The organism is Leuconostoc sp. C5 (genome assembly GCF_056530425.1).
The window spans coordinates 339,470-365,279 of the sequence record NZ_CP134351.1; the positions used below are offsets into that span (position 1 = coordinate 339,470).

The following is a 25,810-nucleotide window of genomic DNA, read 5'->3' on the forward strand; positions in this document are numbered from 1 at the left end:
TATTTTTGAACATTGGAGAAAACAATGAACATTGGTTTGTTTACGGACACGTACTTTCCACAAGTCAGTGGAGTTGCGACTTCGATTAAGACACTTAAAGAAGCACTTGAAAGTCAGGGGCACGAAGTTTATATTTTTACATCTACTGACCCCAAGGTACCTAAAAATAAATTTGAATCGCATATTTATCGTTTTTCAAGCCTCCCATATCTTGGATTTAAAGATCGTCGACTAGCATTTCGTGGCTTGATTCAAGCTGTTGAAATTGCCAAATCTGTACAACTCGACATTGTACATACCCAAACAGAATTCTCTTTAGGTTTAATGGGTAAATTTGTGGCGCGACAGTTAAAAATTCCTGCTGTCCACACCTATCATACGATGTATGAAGACTACACCCATTATTTTGCTAAGGGGATGTTGATTGGACCGCATGGTGTGGGGCGTATTATGAAGGGATATATGGTTAGTATGGCAGGTGTTATTGCGCCGTCAAATCTCGTTCAAGATACGCTTCGTCGTTACGGTGTGACCGTGCCTATGAGAGTTATTCCGACAGGTGTTTGTTTACCAGAGCATGGTACGAAACAAACTAACTTACGAGAAAAGTATCACTTTTCTGAATTGCAGCCTATTGTTCTGTCGCTGGGACGCTTAGCGTTTGAAAAGAATATTAGTGTGACAATTTCCGTATTTTCTGAAGTATTACAGACAATACCCGAAGCACGTTTAGTAATTGCTGGTGATGGTCCAGCACGTAAATCTTTAGAAGAGCAGGTCGAAGAACTAGCGCTTGAAGACAAAATAATATTCACAGGGATGGTCAATCATGATGACATCTTTGATTATTATAAGATGTCGAATGTGTTTGTAAGTTCTTCAGATACTGAAACTCAAGGATTAACATTTATTGAGGCGATGGCAGCAGATAGACCATTTGTGGCTATACATTCACCTTACTTAGATAATTTAGTTGATAATGAAGCTATTGGTACGTTGGTGAGCGATTATGATGAACTACTAGCAGGTATCACAAAATATCTTAAACGACCAAATACAGAAGAAGATATTGCCTATCGGCATAAAAAAATGAAAGACGTGGATGCAAACACCTTTGCAACACGTGTTTTAGCATTTTATGATGATATTTTGGCCAGTTATCATGCTAGCGACGTGGAAGATGAGTATCCCAATGATGAAGAGGTGGGATATATGAAACGTATCTTACGTAATCCATTCAGGAGAAATTAATTGAAAGTTTTACTTTATTTTGAAAATCAAAATTTAATAGCTAAGTCTGGTATTGGACGTGCGTTAAAGTTACAAAAAGAAGCCTTATCTTACACAGATGTTGAAGTAACTACTGATACCAAGTCCCTTGATTACGATGTACTGCATATTAATACATACGGTGTGAATAGCCATCATATGGTCAATAAGGCACATAAATTGGGTAAAAAAGTTGTTTACCACGGTCATTCAACTTATGAAGATTTTCGGAATTCCTTTACTGGTTCTAATACCATTGCCCCGTTATTTAAACGATACTTAGTATCGCTTTATAGTAAGTCTGATGCGATTATTACGCCAACACCTTATTCGAAGCAGTTACTACGTGGATACCGTTTAAATCAACCGATTATTCCTATTTCTAATGGTATTCCCCTAGAAAAATATCAGCATGATGATGATAAAATAAAAAAGTTTCGTGAATACTTTGACTTGGCAGATGATCAAAAAGTGATTATGAGCGTGGGGCTTTTCTTTGAGCGAAAAGGTATTTTAGACTTCGTTGAACTAGCAAAAAGGCATCCTGAGCATGTTTTTATTTGGTTTGGCTACACTGATTTACGATTAGTACCTAATAAGATAAGTCGTTTGATAAAAGGTAATCATCCACGAAATTTAATTTTTCCTGGATATATTACTGGGGATGTCATTCGTGGTGCTTTTCAAGGTGCAGATTTGTTTTTGTATCCTTCTTACGAAGAAACGGAAGGCATTGTGGTACTAGAAGCTTTAGCTTCCAAGCAAAAGGTTTTGGTTCGTGACATTCCAGTATATAAAAAATGGTTACAGGATGGGGTAAATAGCTATAAAGCCCGTGATTTCGATGAGTTTGAAATCAAAATGCAAAAAATTTTAACTGGGGAATCACCAAATTTAAGTGAATCAGGCTATAAATTAGCCCAAACACGTGACCTACCTGAAATTGGAAAACAATTACAGGCGGTATATAAAATGGTGTTAGAAGGGTGAGTAATCGCGATGTTCAAACGTGATAGAGTATCAATGATTATCGTTGTTGTTCTGACGGCTATTGTCGTTTATTTTTTAACAAAAGAATTAAGTGGTAAAGGACACCAACTGTCCGTGGCGTTGGAAAATCTGGATTGGCATTGGTTACTGTTTGGCCTGTTCACGATGATTATATCAATTTTCCTTGAGGCGGCTGCTACAAGGGCCTTATTGAGCAAAGAAGATCGGCGCCATACCTCGGTTTTATCCTTATTAAGAGTTCCGCTACTAAACTTATTGGGAACAGGAGTCACGCCATTTGCTACTGGAGGCCAGCCGGCACAACTATATGGTTTATCGCGATCTGGAGTAGAAACTGGGCGGGCGATGTCTGTTATTCTCATGAAGTTTTTAGTCTATCAAATTGTTGTTGTGGTATTCTTTATAATAGGCTATGTCTCTGCCGAACACTTTATTTATCAACAGGTTAATCCCACTTTCGCAACATTCATCCCCTTTGCCATAGCGATTCATGCTGTAGTAATTATTGGTATTATATTGGTTATGTTTTGGCCATCGTTAACATTACGCTTGGTCGATTTAGTGGCAATAGTTGTAAAAAAAATGATGCGTCGCGAGCGTTTTGAGCGATTAATTGCGAATGTTAAGCAAAAGATTGATAATTTTCATACCGAATCACGTCGCGTAATTAGCAGTTGGCAATCATTGGTTGGCGCCACTTTTTTTACGTCATTACAACTGATTACGTTCTATATGATACCTTATTTTGTCATACGTGCTTTCGGCTATCAGTCTGTCAATCCATGGCTGATTGTAACGATGAATATTATGATTGTTATGGTGATTTCCTTGTTCCCAATCCCAGGTGGTGTTGGTGGTGCAGAGCTTAGCTTTCAATTATTGTTCTCACCTTTTGTTAAAAATCCAGCAACATTGATTCTCGTTATCTTACTTTGGCGATTTATTACTTATTATTTTGGTATCTTTGCAGGGATAATTGCTTACCTTATTCCTGCTCACCATGATAGGAGGAGTGACAATGCTTGACAACAAATACAATACGAGTGATTTGAAACAAATTTTAAGTCGGTTACGTGCTATGATTGATTCAACAGATGGCAGCGTGCAAACGCGTCGATTTGATGCTTTTGGCATTGAAGCTTTACAGGTTACGTATGATCAATTGACAAGGATCTGGACAGTTCAGGAACATCGTGAAATTCGACAGTTTCAGTTTGATGATATTGATTTAGTTGCAATTGAAATTTATGATGTTTTACATGATTTCAAACTAATTTATTAGGAGGGTGCCCAACACATGCTATTAGGATGTTATCGGGCACGTTTATAACAAATGATAAGTTTATTAAAACGAATCTCAAATCCCAGAAACCTCTGGCACCAAGTTAAACGAACTATGGATACATCGGCGCCAATAGTTTGGTTTTTCATATTAAACGTCGTTCTTGTGTGGTTGAAGACGTATGCTGAATACCACATGAACTTTAATTTGGGTGTGGAAGGATCAACGCAGCAATTTTTGCTATTTTTGAATCCCATCCCGACGGCTATTATATTTTTAAGTATTTCCTTGTATTTTCGTGGCGTAACCAGTTATTGGTTGGCAATTATTTTTAATTTGATTCAGTCAATATGGTTATTTGCGAATATGCTATACTACAGAGAATTTTCAGATTTCTTATCCATGGGTATTTTGGGTTCGGGTAGTTCAACTGGAACAAATCTTGGTAAATCAATTGCGGCAATTATTCATTGGACGGATTATCTTGTCTTTATCGATATTGTGATCTTAATCTTGCTAGTGGTTTTCAAGCAATTAACGATTGATCATAAAGGCGTTCAAAAAAAGTTTGCTATTTTAACGACGCTTTTTGGTGTCATCTTGATGTTAGTAGATTACGGCATCGCATCAACGGATCGTTCAGGTTTGTTGACCCGTTCGTTTGATAATAATTACATTGTTAAATATTTAGGATTGAATGAATATGCTGTATTTAACGCTGTACAAACTTATAATCAAACTGAAAGCCGGAAGCGAGCAAAGCCATCCGATTTAGCTAAAGTAAAAAAGTTTGTTGCTACGCAAAAACTGCCTGCCAATATTCAGTATTATGGTACGCAAAAAGGTAAGAACGTCTTTATGATTCATTTGGAATCATTTCAGCAGTTCTTAATAGATTATAAAGTTGATGGGCAGGAAGTCACACCCAACCTGAACCAGTTCTATCATGACCAAAACACACTAAGTTTCGATAACTTCTATAACCAAGTTGGTCAAGGGAAGACATCTGATGCGGAGATGATGCAAGAAAACTCACTATATGGTTTGGCTACAGGTTCTGCTATGGTCAAGTATGGTACGAGTAATACGTTTGAGTCATTACCAGCTATCTTAGGACAAAGAGGCTATACAACTGCTGCCTTTCACGGGGATGTTGCAAGTTTTTGGAATCGTGATAATACCTATAAATCATTTGGCTATAATTACTTTTTCTCTAAAGCTTATTATGCTAATGCAAACAAAGCAAACTATAACATTGGTTATGGGATGAAAGATAAAATTTTTCTGCGAGATAGTGCGAAGTATATTGAACAGCTCCCACAACCATTTTATGCGAAGTTAATAACCGTAACAAATCATTATCCATATGATTTGGATAAACAAAATATCAGTTTCCCAGCAACAAAAACTGGAGACAAAACTGTTGATGGTTATGTTCAAACTGCTCACTATTTGGATCAGGCATTCGCTGAGCTGATGAGTTATCTCAAAAAAGCTGGGTTGTATGACAATTCTGTATTTGTGCTGTATGGTGATCACTATGGAATTTCTGAAAATCATCAGGATGCTATTGCACAGCTACTTGGTAAAGATAAAATTACTAACAATGATTTAGCTACTTTCCAAAAAGTGCCATTCATGATTCATGCGACAGGGCTAAAAGGTGGTATTGACCATACATATGGTGGTGAAATTGATATGTTGCCAACTTTAATGGATGTGCTTGGCATCCCAGATAATAATATGACAATGTTTGGACAAGATATGCTATCCTCGAAGTACGATGGTAAAGTAGTTTTCCGTGATGGTGATTGGATAACGCCAACGTATACGAAATACAATAACCAGTATTTTAATACTAAAACTGGTGATCAAGTTACGCTCAAATCAGATAAAAAGTTGCAAAAAGTGGCAAAACAAATGTCCGCTTATGCAACCAAAGTTTTGGGTTACTCCGATGCAGTTATTACAGGCGACTTATTGCGCTTTGATACTTCAAATTCTGATTTTAATCTTATTAACAAAAAGAATTATAATTATAAAAAAACAGAGGGACTGGCTTCGCTTAAAAAAGTACTCAAGTCTAATCCTTCGAGTGTATTAGCCAAGAACAAAGGCAAATCAACACTTAGCGACTATGTCACAGATGCACCGGAATTAAAAACAGATTCTGATGACGATGACAAGTAGTCACAAAAAACGAACAAAACGCTCATGTAGAACGTTTGTTCGTTTTTTGTTATAATGGGATGATAGTGTATTAATTGTGAAATAATACTGAGCAGATTTATGAAAAGAGAACGTCAATGATAGAGCGACAGATAGAGCATGAATTTGAAATTAAGTCTAAATATGAACCAACCGGTGACCAGCCACAAGCCATTGAAAAACTAGTTGGTGGAATCAACAATCATATTAAAGAACAGATATTACTCGGAGCTACGGGAACAGGTAAAACATTTACCATTTCAAATGTCATTAAGGAAGTAAAAAAGCCAACGTTGGTTTTAAGTCACAATAAGACTTTAGCTGGGCAGTTATATGGTGAGCTAAAAGAATTTTTTCCTAATAATGCAGTAGAATATTTTGTCTCTTACTATGATTATTATCAGCCTGAAGCTTATGTCCCAAGTTCTGATACGTTTATTGAAAAAGATTCAGCTGTGAATGATGAAATCGATAAACTACGAAACTCCGCGACTAGTTCGTTACTTGAACGTAATGATGTCATTGTAGTTGCTTCCGTCAGTTCTATTTTTGGTTTAGGAGATCCGCACCAATATAAGGATCATGTTATCAGTTTGCGTGTTGGATATGAATATGAGCGTGATCAATTAATGCGTGATTTGATTGATGTGCAGTTTACTCGTAATGACATTGATTTTCATCGTGGAACGTTTCGTGTTCGTGGTGACGTGATCGAAATTTTTCCTGCCTCCCAAGATGAAATGGCTTTGCGAATTGAATTTTTTGGTGATGAAATTGATCGTATCCGAGAAATTAATTCTTTGACAGGAGAAACAATAGCAGAACGTGACCATGTAGCTATTTTTCCAGCAAAACATTTTATGACCGATGACGACCAAATGCAAGTGGCATTGGACGGTATCCGTCAAGAAATGAACACTCAGGTTGAGCTATTCAAAAAAGAAGGTAAGTTATTAGAGGCGCAGCGTATTAAACAACGTACAGAGTATGATTTGGCGATGCTCGAAGAAATGGGATTTGTTGGCGGCATTGAAAACTACTCACGTTGGATGGATGGTCGTCAAGCGGGTGAACCACCATTTACATTGATTGACTTTTTTCCAGATGATTTTTTGATTGTTATTGATGAAAGTCATGTTACCATGCCACAAATTCGCGGTATGTTTAATGGGGATAAAGCTAGAAAAGAAACGTTGGTTAACTATGGCTTTCGTTTGCCAAGCGCATTAGACAATCGGCCATTAAAACTTCCTGAATTCGAAAAACACGTTAACCAGATTATTTATATGTCAGCGACACCTGGTGATTATGAAAATGAGCGTGTCGATTCAAAACACGTTATTCAACAAATTATTCGACCAACGGGGTTGCTTGATCCAGAAGTTGAAGTGCGACCTGTTATGGGACAAATTGATGACTTGGTCGGGGAAATAACGAAGCGATCGGAGCGTGATGAACGTGTGTTTATCACAACGTTAACCAAACGTATGGCTGAGGACCTAACTGATTATTTGAAGGATTTGGGAATAAAAGTAGCTTATTTGCACGCGGATATCAAAACACTTGAACGTACGGAAATTATCCGTGATTTACGCTTGGGTAAATATGATGTTTTAATTGGTATTAACTTATTGCGTGAGGGGATTGATGTTCCTGAAGTATCCTTAGTAGCTATATTGGATGCTGATAAAGAAGGATTTTTGCGTAATCCACGTTCATTAATCCAAACTATTGGCCGTGCCGCACGTAATGAAAATGGACACGTTATCATGTATGCGGATAAGATGACTAGATCCATGCTTGAAGCTATTGATGAAACAGCCCGCAGGCGAGAAATTCAGATGCAATATAATACGCAACATGGTATTACACCGAAAACAATTAAGAAAGATATTCGTGACCTGATATCTGTCACACATGCTGCTACTGAAGAAAAAGTTGTTGATTTGACAAAGGTGGCGTTTAACGACTTACCTAAAGATGAGCAACAGTCTATTGTGGATAATATGACGAGTCAAATGAAGGCGGCTGCTAAGGCACTTGACTTTGAAGAGGCAGCTCAGTTACGCGATACGGTATTGGAATTAAAAACACGTGCTAATCTTTAATTGAACTGATATAAACGAAAAAGAGAAAATAATGGCAAAAGATCATATCGAAATACGCGGTGCTCGCGCTCATAATTTAAAAAATATTGATGTAAATATTCCTAAAAATCAACTCACAGTCGTTACTGGTCTATCTGGATCAGGTAAATCATCATTAGCTTTTGATACCCTATACGCAGAGGGGCAAAGGCGCTACGTGGAAAGTTTAAGTTCTTATGCACGCCAATTTTTAGGTCAAATGGACAAACCAGATGTCGATTCTATTGATGGTTTATCACCTGCTATTTCTATCGACCAAAAAACAACATCTAATAATCCACGCTCAACCGTTGGTACAGTGACTGAAATCAATGATTACTTCCGTTTACTATACGCACGTGTTGGGCGACCGGATGATCCAAAAGATGGTACAAAAATTATGTATACAATCGATCAAATGGTTGAATATACATTGAATAACCTGCCTGAGGGTACAAGATTACAAGTATTTGCACCAATCATTAGAGGAAAACGTGGATCGCATGAAACAGCATTTGACCATATGCGCAAACAGGGATATATTCGAGCTCGTGTAGATGGAGATATTATTGAGATTGATTCACAGCAGTTGAGTCTTAATAAAAACAAGCCTCACGACATTGACGTTATGATCGATCGAATTGTTTTACGTGGCAATTCTCGGTCACGTCTATTTGACTCGATTGAAGCAGCTGTTCGTTTGAATGACGGCCAAGTTGAACTTGATGTGGTAACTCGTGATGATGAAAATCCAGTTGCACCATTAAAGTTTTCTGACCACTATCTTGGAGAGTTGAAGGATTTTCGTGCAGGGCGATTAGAACCGCGCTTGTTCAGTTTCAATGCACCATTAGGAGCTTGTGAGTTTTGTCAAGGTTTGGGTGTCACGCGCGAAGTGGATATTGATTTAGTAATTCCGGACGATGCGAAAACCTTGAATGAGGGAGCTATTCTGCCATGGAATCCAATATCATCCAATTATTATCCGGAAATGTTGCGTCAATTTGCTGAGCAATTTGCTATTGACATGGACACACCATTTAATAAACTTCCTAAAAAACAACAAGATTTAATTCTGAATGGTTCTGATGAAAAGGATTTTCACTTCCATTATAAAAATGATTTTGGCGGGGTTCGTGATGTTGATATCCCCTTTGAGGGAGTAATAAATAACATTGCTCGCCGTTTCACGGAAACAAATTCAGATTTCACGCGCGAGCAAATGACTCATTATATGACAGAATTAAAGTGTAAAGCCTGTGGCGGTTATCGCCTAAACAAGGCCGCACTTTCAGTCAAAATTAATGGCAAACATATTGGTGAGGTGTCGGAGTTACCGGTTGATCAAGAATTGGCATTTTTTAATAGTGTTTCCTTGGGACAACAGGATAGTGAGATTGCCTCGCCTATTATCAAAGAAATTAAGGATCGTCTTGGCTTCCTACAAAGCGTAGGTTTAAAGTATTTAACACTTTCTCGTTCAGCACGAACGCTTTCTGGCGGAGAATCTCAGCGAATCCGTTTGGCTACTCAGATTGGATCTAATTTATCAGGAGTTCTTTATGTTTTAGATGAACCTTCCATTGGTTTGCACCAGCGTGACAATGATATGTTGCTAGAGTCAATGCATCGTATGCGTGACTTAGGAAATACCTTAGTTGTTGTCGAGCACGATGAAGATACAATGCGTGCGGCTGATTATTTGATAGATGTCGGCCCGGGTGCTGGTGCTTTGGGCGGTACTATTGTGGCTAGTGGCACGCCAGCTGAAGTTGAAGCCAACAAAAGCTCATTAACTGGACAATATTTATCTGGGAAAAAATTTATTGCAATACCTGCCAAGCGCCGAAAAGGGAATGGCAACTGGATTACGGTGAAAGGCGCCAAAGAAAATAACTTAAAAAACATTACTGCAAAGATACCTCTAGGAAAGTTTGTTGCGGTAACAGGTGTTTCAGGTTCTGGTAAATCAACATTAGTCAATACAGTGTTGAAGCGAGCTTTGAAACAAAAACTAAATAATAACTCTGAAAAACCAGGTGCGTATCGATCGATTGAGGGCACTGAAAATATAGAACAAATAGTTGATATTGATCAATCACCAATTGGACGTACACCACGTTCTAATCCTGCGACCTATACAGGTGTATTCGATGATATTCGTGATTTGTTTTCACAAACAAATGAAGCTAAAATGCGTGGATACAACAAAGGACGCTTTTCCTTTAACACAAAAGGTGGTCGTTGTGAGAATTGTCGTGGCGATGGTGTGATCAAAATAGAAATGAATTTCTTGCCTGATGTGTATGTAGCCTGTGAAGTTTGTGGTGGTACTCGTTATAATTCAGAAACGTTGGAAGTTACCTATAAAGGCAAAAATATATCACAAGTCTTAGACATGACTGCTTCAGAGGCACTTGAATTTTTCACGCCTATTCCAAAAATTGCTAAAAAGCTACAAACGATTAATGATGTGGGCTTGGGTTACGTAAAACTAGGGCAATCTGCAACGACCTTGTCAGGTGGTGAAGCCCAACGTATGAAATTGGCATCGGAACTTCATCGACGCACTAATGGTAAAACAATTTATATTCTGGATGAACCAACTACTGGTTTACATACTGACGACATTGCTCGCTTGCTAGAAGTGCTGGAACGGCTAGTAGATGCTGGCAATACTATTGTAGTTATTGAGCATAACTTGGATGTGATTAAGTCAGCTGATTGGATAATTGACATGGGTCCAGAAGGCGGCGCTGGTGGTGGAAAAGTTTTGGTCGCCGGCACACCTGAAAAGGTGATGAAAACGGCAGGATCTTATACCGGTAAGTACTTGAAAGAAGTAATTGAGCGCGATTTGTCACGAGCTTAAACAAGAAATCTCTCAAGCAACGACTAAAACCACCTAGCAATTTGTTGGGTGGTTTTGTGTTAAAATGAATGTAAGTATATGGAAGGTTAACTATTATATGAAACCCAAAATCGTCATTATTGGTGGTGGTTCGGGTCTACCTGTAATTATCAAGCCGCTTGTGAAACAAGAAGTTGATTTATCAGCAATTGTGACAGTGGCTGACGATGGTGGATCAAGTGGACTACTACGAAACTACATTAATATAGTACCTCCCGGAGATATTAGAAATATCCTCGTAGCAATGGCAGATACGGACGCGGAATTTTTAAAGGTTATGCAGTATCGTTTTGATGCAAAAGATGATTTTTTTGCCAAGCACGCTGTTGGAAATCTAATTATCGCTGCGATGACTGAAATGCATGGAAATATTTTTGATGCGGTGCAATATCTAGCTAATTTTATGCATGTTCAAGGGCATATTTATCCTGTTTCTAACGAGCCTCTAGTGCTACATGCTGAATTTAAGAATGGCAACACAGTTGCTGGAGAAGCTGAAATAACACATGCACATCAAACAATAGACCATGTTTGGGTAACAGGTGATGAACCGGGTGAAGAGCCTAAAGCTGCTCCAGAGGTTGTTGAAGCGATTTTGAGTGCGGACTTAATTGTCTATGGTCCCGGAAGTCTGTTTACATCAATTTTACCTAATGTAGTTGTGCCTGAAGTCCGTGAGGCATTACAGCTCACTAAAGCCAAGCAAGTTTACATTGCCAACATTATGACTCAAAAGGGCGAAACTGATGCTTATACAGATGCACAACATCTCCTTGCTTTAAATGCACATATTGGCATGCAAGCAATTGACTATGTCATTTCAAATAGTGAAAAGGTTCCTGATGATTTTGTCGACTTTCAAAAGTGGAATGAGGTTTCTAATCAGGTGAAGCTTGACGAGCAGGCAGTTGTGGTTCAAGGAGCAACTCAAATTTCAGGTGATTTTTTGCAGTTACGTGACGCTGGTGCATTTCATGATGGTCAAAAAATTACTGAAGAATTATTGAAAATTTTGGAGCAGTGCTAAATGTCATATGCAGCAGATGTAAAAAAAGAGCTGACTGGTTTGATTGTTCATGCCGGAAATGCAAAAGCTGAGTTGGCAGCTTTAATGAGAATGAACGGGGTTAGTACCCTTGGTTTTGATCAAACAATTCGGGTACAAACTGAAAACGCTGCCATTGCCCGTCGAATTTATACACTCTTAAAAGAAACTTACGTTGAAGTTGAAGTTGAAGTCAGCGTAACAGATCACAATCATTTATCACAACACAAATCCTATGGGGTATTACTAAAAACTAAGATTGATGAGGTACTGGATGATTTAGGTATTGATCCATTTGGCTTACATCCAGAAGTACCTCCGCGTATGCTAAATCAAGTTGACAAACGGCGTTCTTTTTTACGCGGTGCTTTTTTGGCTGCTGGATCAGTTAATTCACCAGAACGAGCTAACTATCATTTGGAAATTTATACGACCCACGAAGAACTAGCTGAGCAATTGATGATAATGATGCAAGAATTTGATTTGCCATCAAAAATTTCTGAGCGAGGTAATGGTTTTATTGTCTATTTGAAACGCGCAGAAAAAATCGTGGACTTTTTGCAAACAATTGGTGCGACTCAATCTATGCTCAAGTTTGAGGATATTCGTATGATGCGTGATATGCGTAATTCAGTTAATCGCCTGGTCAATGCTGAAACAGCAAACATGCAAAAAACAGCAATCGCAGCTAATAAACAAGTTAGTCAGATTAATTTAATTATTGATACATTGGGTAGTCTAGACATATTACCAAAAAAACTGCGTGACATCGCGAAGGCAAGATTAGAATATCCTGATGAAACGTTGGCAGAATTAGGTGAAGTACTAGATATTAGTAAATCTGGTGCTAACCATCGCATGCGTAAATTAACACAACTGGCAACAATGATTGAGCAAGGTATAGACTATGATTTAACAAAGTTGTAAAACTTTTTAGCACTCTCGTCTCTAATGTGCTAAAATATATATAAGTTAATTATTAAATTAACCACTCTAAGATATGAGGTAAAATATATGTGGCCAGGAGTTATTGAACAAACTGCCAATGGACGTGAAAATTATGATTTACCATCACGTTTGTTAAAAGATCGTATTATTTTGGTACAGGGCGAAATTGAAGATAGTATGGCAACATCAATCGTTGCGCAATTGCTATTCTTAGAAGCTCAAGATCCAACAAAAGAAATTTCTATGTATATCAATTCACCCGGAGGATCGGTGACAGCTGGATTATCAATCACTGATACAATGAATTTCATTAAGGCACCAGTAACAACTATTGTAATGGGCCTAGCGGCATCAATGGGAACAATCATTGCTGCATCCGGTGAAAAAGGGCATCGTTTTATGTTGCCAAATGCTGAATACCTCATCCACCAACCAATGGGCGGTGCTGCCGGTGGAACACAGCAAACTGACATGGCAATCATTGCAGAACAATTGACGAAGACACGTGCCAAGTTGAACAAAATTTTAGCTGATGCTTCAGGTAAGGATTTGAAGGTAATTGGCCGCGACACTGAACGTGATAATTGGATGAGTGCTGAAGAAACATTGGAATATGGTTTCATTGATGGTATTTTAACAAAATCAGGTGAAAAACCAGCAACAAAGTAATACGCAATACACGAAAAAAACACCATATCAAGGTTTTATTACCTTGGTGCGGTGTTTTTGTATATTACTTATTATCTAAAACGATTTAAATTTTCGACGCTTGAAACATGATAACCTTTCTTTTCTAAGCGTTTGATAAGTTTTTCCAATTGCTCGCTATCTTCTTGCAAGGGAAGCGTGAAGAGAACAGTTAAGGGTTTAAGCTCAGATTGAATGGTAAGTAGTGATTCAATATTTGAATAGCGTGTGATGATTTTAGAAATTTTGCTCAAATCCCCTTGAGTGTTATGTGTTGAAATAGCTATGGCAACACCCCCAGAACGGACTGACCAACTTTGTGACAATAAGTCCATTAAAGCATCGTGCGTAAAAATACCATAAAACTGATGATTTTCATCTAAGACAGCAATAAATGGTAAATCTCTAATCGCAAAAAAAACTTCATAAAATTTACTATTCGTGTAAATGAATTTTGTTGAGTTGCGCATAATGGCTGTTGCAGGTAAGTTCATATTCCCGTTTTTTGCAACGTGTTCAAAAACGTGTTGTTTATAGACATTACCACGAAAAAGCTTGCCTGATTCGTCAAGAATAGGCATGGTGCGTGTGTGTGCATTTTCTGGATCATTAAAAATATCGTACACTTCTTGAATTGTTGCATTTTCGGTTACGGTTGTTAACTCCGATTTAGGGATTACCAAAGATTTTTGAAACATTATCCTGTCCTAATCTAATTTTTTTATCATTAAATAGCCATACAATATGATAACACAAAATTGTAGTGTGTGCGTGGTATACTGGAGGTTAGATTATTTTAGAATGCTTTATGAGGAATAGAAACGTGAAATTTATATTTGGACTTGGAAATATTGGTGCAGAATACGACCAAACACGCCACAACATTGGCTTTATGGCTGTTGATGCTTTTGCGACAGCAAATCATATGTCATTTTCTCCAAGTAAGCAATTTGCTTTGGTTGCTAAGACAATCATAGGCGGAGAATCAGTCATGTTGGTTAAGCCAACAACATACATGAACGATTCTGGTAAAGCCGTTCGAGCCATTCTGGACTATTACGACGGAGATGTTGATGATGTATTAGTATTGGTTGATGATATGGATCTACCATTTGGTAAAATGCGTTTTCGTGCGAAAGGATCGGCGGGTGGTCATAATGGCTTAAAAAGCATCATGACGCATACTGGTTCCCAGACATTTCTGCGTTTGAAATTTGGACTAGGGCATCCTGTTCATGAGCAAAATGTAGTTGTTAATTATGTTTTAGGAAAATTTACTGCAGCAGAAAAACCAGACATAGACGCAATGTTGGACCGTAGTACGCAAGCGATAGCGGATTGGATTCAAGGTGCCACAGCACCTGAACTAAGTAATCGATATAATGGATAAATGACATTAATAGACTTTTTAAGTGACACAGTAACAATTAAAAAACTTAACGAACAGGCAACTGTGGGCTCAGCACAGTTGCTTTTAGGCGTGAATGGCACCGCTCGTGCGGCTAGTATTGCTGCCTTATACCGTAAAAATCCCCGACCAATGTTGATTATATCTGACACGCAAGTGCATGCTGATCAATTTTTCGATGATCTGTCATCTTTGCTTGAAGATCTGGTCTACAACTTTCCAGCAGAAGAGTCTATTGCCACAGAAATGGCAATTAGTTCTTCTGAATTACGACTACAACGCGTACAAACATTACTTGCCTTAAAAACAGAAAAACCTATTATTGTGGTTACAAGTTTGGCAGGTGCAGAACGTTTGGTACCTAAAAAGCAGTCACTGGAACAAGCACATTTACATGTTAAAGTTGGGGATGCTTACAATTTGAATGTCATTAAAAACACTTTAATGATGATGGGATATACGCCAACTAAATTAGTTCAAACACCAGGTGAATTCGCACATCGAGGATCAATTGTTGATGTTTATCCAATTACCTTTGATGATCCTATTCGACTTGACTTTTTTGATGATGAATTGGACCAATTAAAGAGCTTTGATGTTGCGACCCAAAAAAGTACCACTAGTTTTGACGAAATCAATATTGAACCGGCGACAGATTTTATCGTATCAGAGCATCAGTATGACCAGGCTAAGTTAGCGATTGAAAGCGCTTTTAGCGATTACCGCACCAATCTAAGCGGGGTTGATAAAAAGCATGCCACGGATGGCTTTGCTCCCACACAGTATATGTTGAACGAACGAGAACGAGGTAGTGTGTTAGTGCCATATGCTCCTTTTTTCTTTGATGGCCAGACAACCCTACTTGACTATTTTCCAACTGATTCGTTAATCATCATTGATGAATACACACGATTAATGGAAACGCGACTTCAGCAAATGACACGTGATCAGGAATGGATTGAGCAGCAAATTGAAGCGTATCAGTTATTACCAAAACAAACTTGGCGAACTGAAATCACCGATTTATTAGCAAGTAATCAACATGCGACAATCTACTTAGCTAATTTTCAGCGTGGACTCAACCGAATTAAGTTTACCAATGTTGAAGAAGTGACAACGCGCCCAGCAAATCAGTATTATGGACAAATTCCTGCCTTGAAAAATGATTTAATATATGCACAGGAATCTGGTATTACAATGGTGTTATTAATTCCTGACGCTAAACGACGGGCTAACTTTTCTCGTAGTTTATCTGAATTAGAAGTACCGGTCACTGAGACGCGAGATATAGTGAAAAACCAAGTACAAATTATGCCAGGTGAGCTATCAGCTGGATTTGAATGGCCAAAATTACATTTGACCGTACTAACTACACATGAACTATTTACACAAGCAAAGCATTCCGCACCGCGAACCCGCAAAATTGCTAACTCAGAGCGTTTGAAATCTTATAATGAATTGAATGTGGGCGATTACGTTGTTCATATTAATCATGGTATTGGTCGCTATGAAGGCTTGCAAACAATTGAAGCTGACGGTGGAAAACAGGATTATCTAACAATTGCTTATCAGCAAAATGCGAAAATATTTATTCCTGTCACACAACTTAATCTTATTCAAAAATATGTTGGTGCATCTGATGTTGCTAAGAAACCTAAGTTAAACAAATTGGGTGGTAGTGAGTGGGCTAAAACAAAAAGACAAGTTGCGGCAAAAATTGAAGATATTGCTGATGATTTATTAGAGTTATACGCTAAACGTGAAGCGCAGCAAGGGTACGTTTTTCCACCGGATGATCATGCCCAAATTAAGTTTGATGATTCTTTTGGTTACCCAGAAACACCTGATCAAATTCGCAGTATTGAAGAAATTAAAGTTGATATGCAAAAGCTGCGACCAATGGACCGGTTACTTGTGGGAGACGTTGGCTTTGGAAAAACTGAGGTTGCCTTGCGTGCTGTTTTTAAAGCTGCTCATTCTGGTAAACAAGTCGCCTTTCTAGCGCCAACTACAATTTTGGTTCAACAACATTATGAAACAATGTTGGCTAGATTTAGTGATTTTCCAGAAATTAAAATTGGCGTATTAAGTCGTTTTCAAACGCCAACCCAGAACAAAATGATTATTGAGCAGCTTCAAAATCACGAAATCGATGTAGTTGTCGGTACGCACCGTTTGTTGAGCAAAGATGTGGACTTTTCAGATCTTGGTTTACTAATCATAGATGAAGAGCAGCGGTTTGGTGTTAAACATAAAGAAAGACTAAAACAGTTACGAACAAGTGTTGATGTCCTAACATTGACTGCAACACCAATTCCACGTACGCTTAATATGGCTATGGTGGGCGCCCGTGATTTATCTGTCATTGAAACACCACCTGCAAACCGATATCCAATTCAAACTTATGTTTTGGCAATGGATTGGAAAATAGTTCGTGATGCGATTGAAAAAGAAATTGCACGTAACGGTCAAGTTTTTTATCTACACAATCGTGTTGCTGACCTAGACCGTATTGTTAGTCAAATAGAAGAATTAATTCCTTCGGCGCGTGTAGCTGCAATTCATGGGCAGATGTCAGAAACACAGCTTGAAAGTATCCTATATGACTTTTTGAATGGACAATATGATGTTCTAGTAACAACCACAATTATTGAAACAGGTGTCGACATCCCTAATGCAAATACTTTAATTGTCGAAAATGCTGACCATATGGGGTTGGCACAGCTTTATCAATTGCGTGGTCGTGTTGGGCGTTCGACACGTTTAGCGTATGCATATTTTACTTACCCATTTACGCGTACACCCTCAGAAGAAGCCGAGAAAAGACTTGAGGCCATACGCGATTTCACGGAACTCGGTTCAGGTTTCAGAATAGCTATGCGTGATTTAAGTATTCGTGGTGCAGGTGATTTGCTCGGTAAACAACAACACGGATTTATTGATTCAGTGGGTTATGACATGTATACTCAAATGTTGAAAGATACTGTGGCACAAAAACAGGGGAAACAAGTTACGACAACCCAACCAGAAACGGATGCAGAATTAATCTTAGGTGTGCTAGCTTATTTGCCAGATGAGTACGTTAGTGATAATGCACAAAAAATTGAATTGTATTCTCGCATTCGTCAGGCTAGAACGGATGCAGAATTTGAAGACATTGAGTCTGATATGCTTGACCGCTTTGGTGAAATGCCAGATGAGGTGGCACGATTATTGCTCGTAGGTCAAATTAAGCAGTTAGCTGATCAGTCACAAATTACGAATATACGACGCCAAAGAAAACAATTAATTATGACATTTAATGAAACAGCAACGAAAAACTTAGCTGGAGAAGCCATATTTGAGACAATGGTTGACGTGCCGTTAAAAGCAGCTGTACGAACAGAAGAAGGTAATTTACAAGTGATCTTCACTGTGAACGATGTCGCAGAAAGTAGTATCTGGCTCAATATTTTACGGAACTTTTTGTTAGTCATTATTGATAAATTATCAGCAAAAACATTAAATGAACTTCATCATTAAATATAGGAGAAGAATATGCGTTTAGATAAATATCTTAAAATTTCGCGGTTAATTAAGCGTCGGACGGTCGCCAAAGAGATTGCTGACCAAGGACGAATCTCAATTAACGGTAAAGTTGCTAAGTCATCATCAGATGTGTCCACAAATGATGAATTAGAAGTACGTTTTGGAAACAAAACGCTGACAGTTAAAGTACTCAAAATTGTTGAAACAACCAAAAAAGAAGAATCTGCTGACATGTATGAAGTTATTAGTGAGAAATTTCAGCAAGATTTTCGTAAAATTGGTGACGAATAATAGCCAAAATGTTTAAGTTAGTTTAAATATTATTGTAAAATGATAAAGAACGTGACAAAATTACATTAGGTAGAATTCACTATGGCGGGTAATTTTAAAAGAAGACAATCAAATATTACACCGTTAAACCCAGCGATAGCACGTGAAATTAAAAAATCAGAACGTGCTAACTCGGAAGCGGCAAAACATTATCGCAAGGCGCACGCGCGACGGGAGAAAAAAATTCTTCTTTTTGGCGGGTTGATAGCGATAATTTTTGTTGTGCAACTCTTGATAGGCCAAGTGAAGTTGCATGCGGCTAATCAAGAACTAACGAATACACAAGATCGTTTGGAAAAAGTCCAAAAAACCAATACTGATTTAACTGCTGATACAAAACGTTTAAAAGACGCAACGTACTTACAGCAACTACTACGAGACAAATATGGTTATTCAAAGCAAGGAGAACTTGTTTATAATTTACCATCCGATAATAATTAAGGAAGCGCCCTAGGGGTGCCTTTTTCGTATATGACAGAAAAAATTTTGCAAACTATACAACAGTATAATTGGCCAGAGACAGTTATCGTTGCAGTTTCTGGTGGTGTTGACTCCGTAGTTCTAGTTCATGCGTTGTCAAAAACTAAGGCCAACCTTGTTATTGCACACGTGAATTACAGGTTACGTGAGGAAAGTGATGAAGATGCTGCCTTCGTTCGGCAGCTTGCGACTCAAACTGGTGCCATATTTGAAGAACAGGTCTGGCAACATATTCCTGACCATGCAGTGGAAAAAGCAGCTCGTCAATTTCGTTATGATTTTTTTGAGGAGTTAGCTCAAAAGTATCACACGAATACAATCGCTGTTGCCCATCACGCAGACGATCAAGCAGAAACAGTCCTTCTTAAGATGATACGAGGAGGGCAACTACAACAAATGGGTGGCATGCAAACAAAGAACCATAAAGTTATTAGGCCCTTTTTGTCGATAACTAAACAAGAACTAATTACTTATGCACAGGATAATCAGTTGGGGTGGCGTCAGGATAAAACGAACTTTGACGTTGATTATACGCCGAGAAATTTATTGCGTAACGATGTTTTACCAAAATTAACAACTATTAATCAACGAGCCGTCAGACATATTAATAATATGGCCGCACAAATTTTACAACAACAGCGGTTAATTGATAATCAGGCTAAAATATACGCTAATGATATTCAAGACTGGCAGAAGATTCCTACACTTTGGCAACTACCAACACTGAAATATTGGCTCCAAAAAAATAAGCTATTTAACATTAAAGAAAATCAACTGCAGCAAATGATTCAATTGTTGAGCAATACCCATAAACCGAATGGAAAAATTGCTCTGGCAGATAATTTTGAGTTCATAAAAAATTATCAAAAAATTAGTATACAAAAACAACAAAATATGGCGCAAGTTTTGACGCCAGTTATGTTAAAATTGAAGCAATGGCATTCTTTTGCAAAAACAACGTTCATGTGGACTGATAATGTCCCTATGAACGGCCAATCATTTATCAAGTTTCAGCTTACGCGTTCATTACCATATCTAAGCTTGCGCCCAGCAAAAGCGAGTGATAAAATTGCTCTCATAAACGGCCATAAAAATTTACGACGTTTAGCAATTGATGAGAAACTGACGCCGCAAGAACGTACAATGATGTGGGTTCTTGCGACAGCCGATGATGAAGTAATTGCAGTGCATTTACGCAGTAATCAGTGGCGTGTAAATGCGGATTTTGCTGTTAAAGAAAATACACAGCCATATTGGCTCGTATGTCAAATTGAGGAAACCTAAGTGGATAACGATATACAAGAAGTGTTGTATGACCAAGAAAGTATTCAAAAAGCGGCAGAGCGTTTAGGAAAACAAATTACCCAAGATTATGCGGGTTCAACGCCTTTGTTTTTATCAGTGCTGAAAGGCGCCTACCTTTGGACAGCTGATTTACTGCGCGAAGTAGATTTATATGCTGAACTAGAATTTATAAAAATCTCTAGTTATCATGGCGGTGTCTCAAGTTCTGATGAAATAACGCTCGTAACAGACGTTCGCTCAGATGTTCGAGGACGAGATGTTATCATTTTAGAAGACATTGTCGATACTGGACAATCATTACTTTTTTTGAAAGAATTACTTGCGAAACGTGGTGCAAAATCAATTAAAGTAGCGACTTTACTTGATAAGATTGAAGGTCGAAAAGTCGAAGTTGATGCTGACTATGCAGGATTCAATGTCCGTAATGAATTCGTAGTTGGTTACGGCCTTGACTATGAAGAGCACTACCGCAATTTACCTTATGTCGGTATTTTGAAAAAAGAAGTATACACTAAATAAACTTCGAACAAGAATTGAGGAAATACAATGAACAATAATAAAGGTGGCTTCTTACGAAGCAGTGTATTCTATATTTTCATATTTCTTGCTGTTGTAGGAATGGTTTACGGCTTGTTTGGTAACGATAAGACAACCACGAAAACGATTACATCAAGTGAATTTATTAAAGCACTGAATGATAAAGAATTGAAGTCAGTTACAGTACAGCCTGGTAACAGCATCTATAATGTTACTGGAACGTATAAGAAGGCACAAACAGCAACCAAGGATAAGGGACTTAGTTTATTCCAACCTACACAAAAGGTAACTAAGTTTACGTCAACTTTGCTACCCAATGATGCGTCGCTAAAGTCAGTGACAGACGCTGCTACAAAGACTAAAACAGAATTAGTGACTAAACAAGCTGAAAATTCTGGATTTTGGTTAAACTTGTTGGTATCCTTAGTACCCGTTTTGTTGATTGTTGCGGTATTTTACCTGATGATGAACCAAGCTGGCGGCGGAAAAGGTGGTCAAGGTGGCATGATGAGCTTTGGTAAATCCAAAGCCAAACCTTCAGATCCCAAGGATAACAAAGTACGTTTTGCTGATGTTGCTGGTGCCGAAGAAGAAAAGCAAGAACTGGTTGAAGTTGTTGAATTTCTAAAAGCGCCAAAGAAGTTTGTGAACTTAGGGGCCCGCATACCAAAGGGTGTATTGCTAGAGGGACCTCCCGGAACAGGTAAAACGCTTTTGGCCAAAGCTGTTGCTGGTGAAGCTAGCGTACCATTTTTCTCAATGTCAGGATCAGATTTCGTAGAAATGTTCGTTGGTGTTGGTGCATCCCGTGTTCGTGACTTATTTGAAAATGCTAAGAAATCTGCGCCAGCCATTATCTTCATTGATGAAATTGATGCAGTTGGCCGTCGTCGAGGAACAGGCATGGGCGGTGGTAATGATGAGCGTGAGCAGACTTTGAACCAAATTTTGATAGAAATGGACGGTTTCGAAGGTTCTGAAGGTGTTATTATTTTAGCATCTACTAACCGTTCTGATGTCTTAGATCCAGCGTTGCTTCGTTCAGGTCGTTTCGATCGTAAGATTTTAGTTGGAGCGCCGGATGTTAAAGGACGTGAAGCAATCTTAAACGTCCATGCAAAGAACAAGCCATTGGCAGACAATGTTGATTTGAAAGCTATTGCTCAGCAAACTCCAGGGTATGTTGGAGCGGATTTGGAAAACTTGTTAAATGAAGCGGCATTACTTGCTGCCCGTCGAAACAAGTCCAAAGTTGATGCTGCAGATATTGATGAGGCTGAAGATCGTATTTTCCAAGGTCCAGCCAAGACAAACCATAACATGTCTGAATCAGAGCGTCGTACAACTGCCTATCATGAAGCTGGTCATGCGTTAGTAGGATTAGTTCGTTCAGAAGCTTCAGTCGTTCGAAAAGTTACTATTGTTCCGCGTGGTCGCATTGGTGGTTATGCCTTAATGACGCCTAAGAATGATCGATATAACTTAAAATATTCAGAGGCTAAGGAGCAACTGGCAGGTTTGATGGGTGGTCGTGCCTCAGAAATATTTATGTTTAACGAAGCTAGTTCAGGCGCGTCAAATGATTTCCAACAAGCAACTGGTTTGGCTCGTCAAATGGTTACGGCTTTCGGAATGTCTGATAAGTTAGGCATGGTTCAACTTGAAGGTAATGCTAGCGTTGGCTATGCTGATCAAGCTGGTAACCGTGCATACTCTGAAGAAACAGCTCGTTTGATTGACGAGGAAGTACGTCGTTTGGCACGTGAAGCATTTGATGATGCTATTGCTATATTGCGCGACAATAAAGACAAATTGACAGCAATTGCTGAGGCTCTACTTGAAGTTGAAACATTAGATGAAAAGCAAATCAAGGATATTTATCTAACAGGAACCTTTACTCGTAAGGATATCCAAGATGATACAGAGCTTGCAAAAGCAAAGTCGTTTGAAGAAGCAAAAGCTGCTGCTGATGCTAAGGATTCACAAGCTGAACAACGCTTTGAAAAACAAGATGAAGAAAAGTCATCTGACGATCACTCAGAGTCCAAAAATGAGGATACTGATTCAACAGATAAGTCAGAAACAGATGACAATAATACAGAAAATAAGTAAAATAGAAGTTGACGGTGACGTCGACTTTTTATTTTGTCATGTGTTTAGCAAATACAAAAGTAATAAACTGTTAAATAAAAAAATATTAAATTAAACATAGGGAAAATTATGGCAGATCAATTTATCAAAGCAATTACTAAAAACAAGTATTTTCGTACGTTTGCCATAAATGGGACCAATCTCGTCCATCAGGCAGCGCAAATCCACGAAACATCGCGTATTGCTGCTGTTGTTCTTGGACGTGGTTTGTTGGCCACGACCTTGACAGCTCAGGCCGTTTTGAAAGGTGAAGAAACCTTATCAACAAAAATTAATGGACGCGGACCAATTGGCAATGTTGTAGTAGAATCTGATGCTAAAGGAAGTGTGCGTGGCTACGTAACCAACCCTAACCTTGAGACACTTATAAATGAAGCGGGACAGCTTGATGTGGCTAAAGCTGTTGGAAAAAATGGCTTTCTACAGGTTACAAAGTTTGCTCCCTATTCTGATCCTTACATAGGTCAGAGTCAATTGGTTAGCGGAGAAATTGGGGACGATTTTACATATTACTTAGCACAATCAGAGCAAACACCATCGGTTATAGGTGTTTCCGTTTATATGAACAGTGATGATACGGTTGCTGGAGCAGGTGGCTTTCTTGTTCAGGCGCTACCTGACGCTACTGATGAAGCAATTGATCAACTTGAGGTAGCTCTAAAAAATATGAAACCACTTTCTGAAATGATTCAAGAAAGATATACGCCATTAGAAGTGCTTGAAGAAATTTTTGGGAAAGGTGAAGTTGAGATCCTTCAAACAGCTGGCATCGGTTTGGCCGCAGAGCCATCCAAAGACGCTTATGCTAAAATGTTGCTCACACTTCCAGCATCTGAAATTCAGGCAATGATCAAAGAAGACCATGGCGCTGAAATTGTGGGAAAGTTCTCCGGAAAGCGTTACTTTTTCACAGAGGAACAATTATCCGAAATTTTGAAGCAGATTGAAAAAAATAACGAGTGACTTTGAGATTATTGTTTTTTTTTGGTATGATATTTAGTTAGTAGGCGTGTATTTAAAAAACGCGCAATAGGGAAGGATTTTATACAAATGGCTGAAGAAAAAGCCCTTAATGATCAAATGCTAGCGCGTCGACAAAAGTTGGCAACAATCGTTAGTGATTTACACTTAGACCCATTCGGTAAGCGATTTGAACGTACAGCAAAAGCGCAAGAACTGCATAATCTATATGATGCCAGCTCTTTAGAAGAGTTAGAGAATGCAAAACATGAAGTTGTTATTGCAGGTCGTATGGTTGCAAAGCGTGGCGCAGGTAAAGTTATTTTCGCTGATTTTCGTGATGTTTCTGGAAAAATTCAGGTTTATGCAAGACGTGATGATTTAGCAGATAATTATCCGATTATTAAAAGAGCAGATTTGGGTGACTTCCTTGGAATCAAGGGAATTATGATGAAGACTGAAGCTGGTGAATTAACAGTTTTGGCTACAGAATTAACACATTTATCTAAGGCTCTTCGTCCAATGCCTGATAAGTTCCATGGTATTTCTGATGTTGAAACACGGTATCGTAAGCGTTACTTGGATTTGATTGCCAATGAAGATTCTTTCAAAAAGTTCCAAGAACGCTCACATATCATTTCTGCTATTCGTGCATATATGGATAGAAATGATTTCCTTGAGGTTGAAACGCCAATTTTGCAAACTGAAGCCGGTGGTGCTGCAGCCCGTCCATTTATCACACATCATAATGCTTTGAATATTGATATGTACATGCGTATCGCAACAGAATTGTACTTAAAGCGTTTGGTTGTGGGTGGCATGGAACGTGTATATGAAATTGGCCGTATTTTCCGTAATGAGGGTATGGATCCAAAGCACAATCCTGAGTTTACAACAATGGAGTCATATGCAGCTTATATGGACTTTACAGATGTTATGGACGAAACTGAAGGTATTTTCAAAGCTGCCGCTTCTGTCGTCTCAGATGACTTGAAAATTACTTATCAGGGAACTGAAATTGATCTTGGTACAAAGTTTGCGCGCAAGCATTTAGTTGACTTGATTAAAGAACAAACTGGTATTGATTTTTGGCAGGAAATGTCTGTTGAGGATGCGCAAAAATTAGCAGATGATAAGCATGTTAAGTATGAAAAATACTGGGGTGTTGGTCACATTATCAACGCATTCTTTGAAGAGTTCGTTGAGGACACTTTGGTACAACCAACATTTGTTTATGGACACCCAGTTGAAGTGTCACCACTCGCTAAGAAAAATACCGATGATCCTCGTTTTACTGATCGTTTTGAATTGTTTATTATGGGTAGTGAGTATGCGAATGCCTTTACTGAGTTAAACGATCCTATTGACCAACGTGCACGTTTTGAGGCTCAAGCGGCTGAACGTGAGAATGGTAATGACGAAGCTGAAGGCATTGATGAAGACTTCATAGAAGCTTTGGAATATGGTATGCCACCTACAGGTGGACTTGGTGTTGGTATTGATCGTTTGGTCATGTTATTGACTGATTCTGACACAATTCGTGACGTTGTGTTGTTCCCAACAATGCGTCCAGAATAATAAATCATTGACAAGTCGTTACACAATTAGTTATAATAATATAGTT

Annotated in this window: 20 protein-coding genes; 19 read left to right on the plus strand and 1 reads right to left on the minus strand. The window is 38.5% G+C overall.

Going from position 1 to position 25,810, the window contains the following annotated elements; all coding sequences use genetic code 11:
• Positions 1-24 precede the first annotated feature (24 nt).
• The 10 genes from RHP56_RS01910 (at position 25) to RHP56_RS01955 (ending at position 13,469) form a co-directional block, all read left to right on the plus strand.
• Entirely contained in the window at positions 25-1,251 is a 1,227-nt protein-coding gene (locus tag RHP56_RS01910) for a glycosyltransferase family 4 protein (RefSeq protein ID WP_011679249.1), read from the plus strand.
• Complete coding sequence (locus tag RHP56_RS01915) at positions 1,252-2,259, plus strand: LTA glycolipid anchor biosynthesis glycosyltransferase, IagA/BgsA family (protein WP_050884230.1); 1,008 nt, start codon at positions 1,252-1,254, stop codon at positions 2,257-2,259.
• Between the two features lie 9 nt (positions 2,260-2,268).
• Positions 2,269-3,306: a lysylphosphatidylglycerol synthase transmembrane domain-containing protein gene (locus RHP56_RS01920; RefSeq protein ID WP_011679251.1), complete on the plus strand. Its 1,038-nt coding sequence runs from the start codon at positions 2,269-2,271 to the stop codon at positions 3,304-3,306.
• Positions 3,299-3,562 carry a YkuJ family protein gene (locus RHP56_RS01925; protein ID WP_004164725.1) on the plus strand — a complete coding sequence of 88 codons (264 nt, stop codon included), beginning with the start codon at positions 3,299-3,301 and terminating at the stop codon, positions 3,560-3,562. Before RHP56_RS01920 ends, RHP56_RS01925 begins: the two co-directional genes overlap by 8 nt.
• Before the next feature lie 51 nt (positions 3,563-3,613).
• Positions 3,614-5,752 (plus strand): LTA synthase family protein, encoded by a 2,139-nt coding sequence (locus RHP56_RS01930; protein WP_258984433.1) that lies wholly within the window; start codon positions 3,614-3,616, stop codon positions 5,750-5,752.
• Positions 5,753-5,868: 116 nt separating this feature from the next.
• Positions 5,869-7,878: an excinuclease ABC subunit UvrB gene (gene uvrB, locus RHP56_RS01935; RefSeq protein WP_281446926.1), complete on the plus strand. Its 2,010-nt coding sequence runs from the start codon at positions 5,869-5,871 to the stop codon at positions 7,876-7,878.
• Positions 7,879-7,909: 31 nt separating this feature from the next.
• Complete coding sequence (gene uvrA, locus RHP56_RS01940; protein WP_011679255.1) at positions 7,910-10,768, plus strand: excinuclease ABC subunit UvrA; 2,859 nt, start codon at positions 7,910-7,912, stop codon at positions 10,766-10,768.
• Between the two features lie 97 nt (positions 10,769-10,865).
• Positions 10,866-11,834: a gluconeogenesis factor YvcK family protein gene (locus tag RHP56_RS01945; RefSeq protein ID WP_011679256.1), complete on the plus strand. Its 969-nt coding sequence runs from the start codon at positions 10,866-10,868 to the stop codon at positions 11,832-11,834.
• Positions 11,835-12,779, plus strand: coding sequence for a DNA-binding protein WhiA (gene whiA / locus RHP56_RS01950; RefSeq protein ID WP_011679257.1), 945 nt, complete (start codon positions 11,835-11,837; stop codon positions 12,777-12,779). It abuts the gene before it with no gap.
• A gap of 87 nt (positions 12,780-12,866) precedes the next feature.
• The gene (locus RHP56_RS01955) at positions 12,867-13,469 is read left to right on the plus strand and encodes an ATP-dependent Clp protease proteolytic subunit (RefSeq protein ID WP_004164719.1); all 603 of its coding nucleotides are present in this window, start codon (positions 12,867-12,869) and stop codon (positions 13,467-13,469) included.
• Between the two features lie 71 nt (positions 13,470-13,540).
• Here RHP56_RS01955 and cbpA read toward each other — a convergent pair whose 3' ends face one another.
• Positions 13,541-14,185, minus strand: coding sequence for a cyclic di-AMP binding protein CbpA (cbpA, locus tag RHP56_RS01960; RefSeq protein WP_011679258.1), 645 nt, complete (start codon positions 14,183-14,185; stop codon positions 13,541-13,543).
• 125 nt (positions 14,186-14,310) lie between these two features.
• On the opposite strand from cbpA, the gene pth reads away from it, so the two are divergent.
• From pth to lysS, 9 genes are all read left to right on the plus strand, one after another.
• Entirely contained in the window at positions 14,311-14,877 is a 567-nt protein-coding gene (gene pth / locus RHP56_RS01965) for an aminoacyl-tRNA hydrolase (protein WP_010291225.1), read from the plus strand.
• Complete coding sequence (gene mfd, locus RHP56_RS01970) at positions 14,878-18,417, plus strand: transcription-repair coupling factor (protein WP_059442301.1); 3,540 nt, start codon at positions 14,878-14,880, stop codon at positions 18,415-18,417.
• A gap of 15 nt (positions 18,418-18,432) precedes the next feature.
• A complete protein-coding gene (locus RHP56_RS01975) occupies positions 18,433-18,714 on the plus strand; it encodes an RNA-binding S4 domain-containing protein (protein ID WP_004164715.1) in 282 nt (93 codons plus the stop codon).
• An 81-nt stretch (positions 18,715-18,795) separates the two neighbouring features.
• Entirely contained in the window at positions 18,796-19,194 is a 399-nt protein-coding gene (locus tag RHP56_RS01980; protein WP_011679260.1) for an FtsB family cell division protein, read from the plus strand.
• A gap of 30 nt (positions 19,195-19,224) precedes the next feature.
• Positions 19,225-20,517: a tRNA lysidine(34) synthetase TilS gene (gene tilS, locus RHP56_RS01985; RefSeq protein WP_462794717.1), complete on the plus strand. Its 1,293-nt coding sequence runs from the start codon at positions 19,225-19,227 to the stop codon at positions 20,515-20,517.
• Positions 20,518-21,057: a hypoxanthine phosphoribosyltransferase gene (gene hpt / locus RHP56_RS01990; protein ID WP_010277907.1), complete on the plus strand. Its 540-nt coding sequence runs from the start codon at positions 20,518-20,520 to the stop codon at positions 21,055-21,057. It begins immediately after the preceding gene.
• A gap of 27 nt (positions 21,058-21,084) precedes the next feature.
• A complete protein-coding gene (gene ftsH, locus RHP56_RS01995) occupies positions 21,085-23,187 on the plus strand; it encodes an ATP-dependent zinc metalloprotease FtsH (RefSeq protein WP_011679262.1) in 2,103 nt (700 codons plus the stop codon).
• Positions 23,188-23,295: 108 nt separating this feature from the next.
• Complete coding sequence (gene hslO, locus RHP56_RS02000) at positions 23,296-24,189, plus strand: Hsp33 family molecular chaperone HslO (protein WP_042250944.1); 894 nt, start codon at positions 23,296-23,298, stop codon at positions 24,187-24,189.
• Positions 24,190-24,276: 87 nt separating this feature from the next.
• Positions 24,277-25,764: a lysine--tRNA ligase gene (gene lysS / locus RHP56_RS02005; RefSeq protein WP_042250941.1), complete on the plus strand. Its 1,488-nt coding sequence runs from the start codon at positions 24,277-24,279 to the stop codon at positions 25,762-25,764.
• The last annotated feature ends 46 nt before the right edge of the window (positions 25,765-25,810 follow it).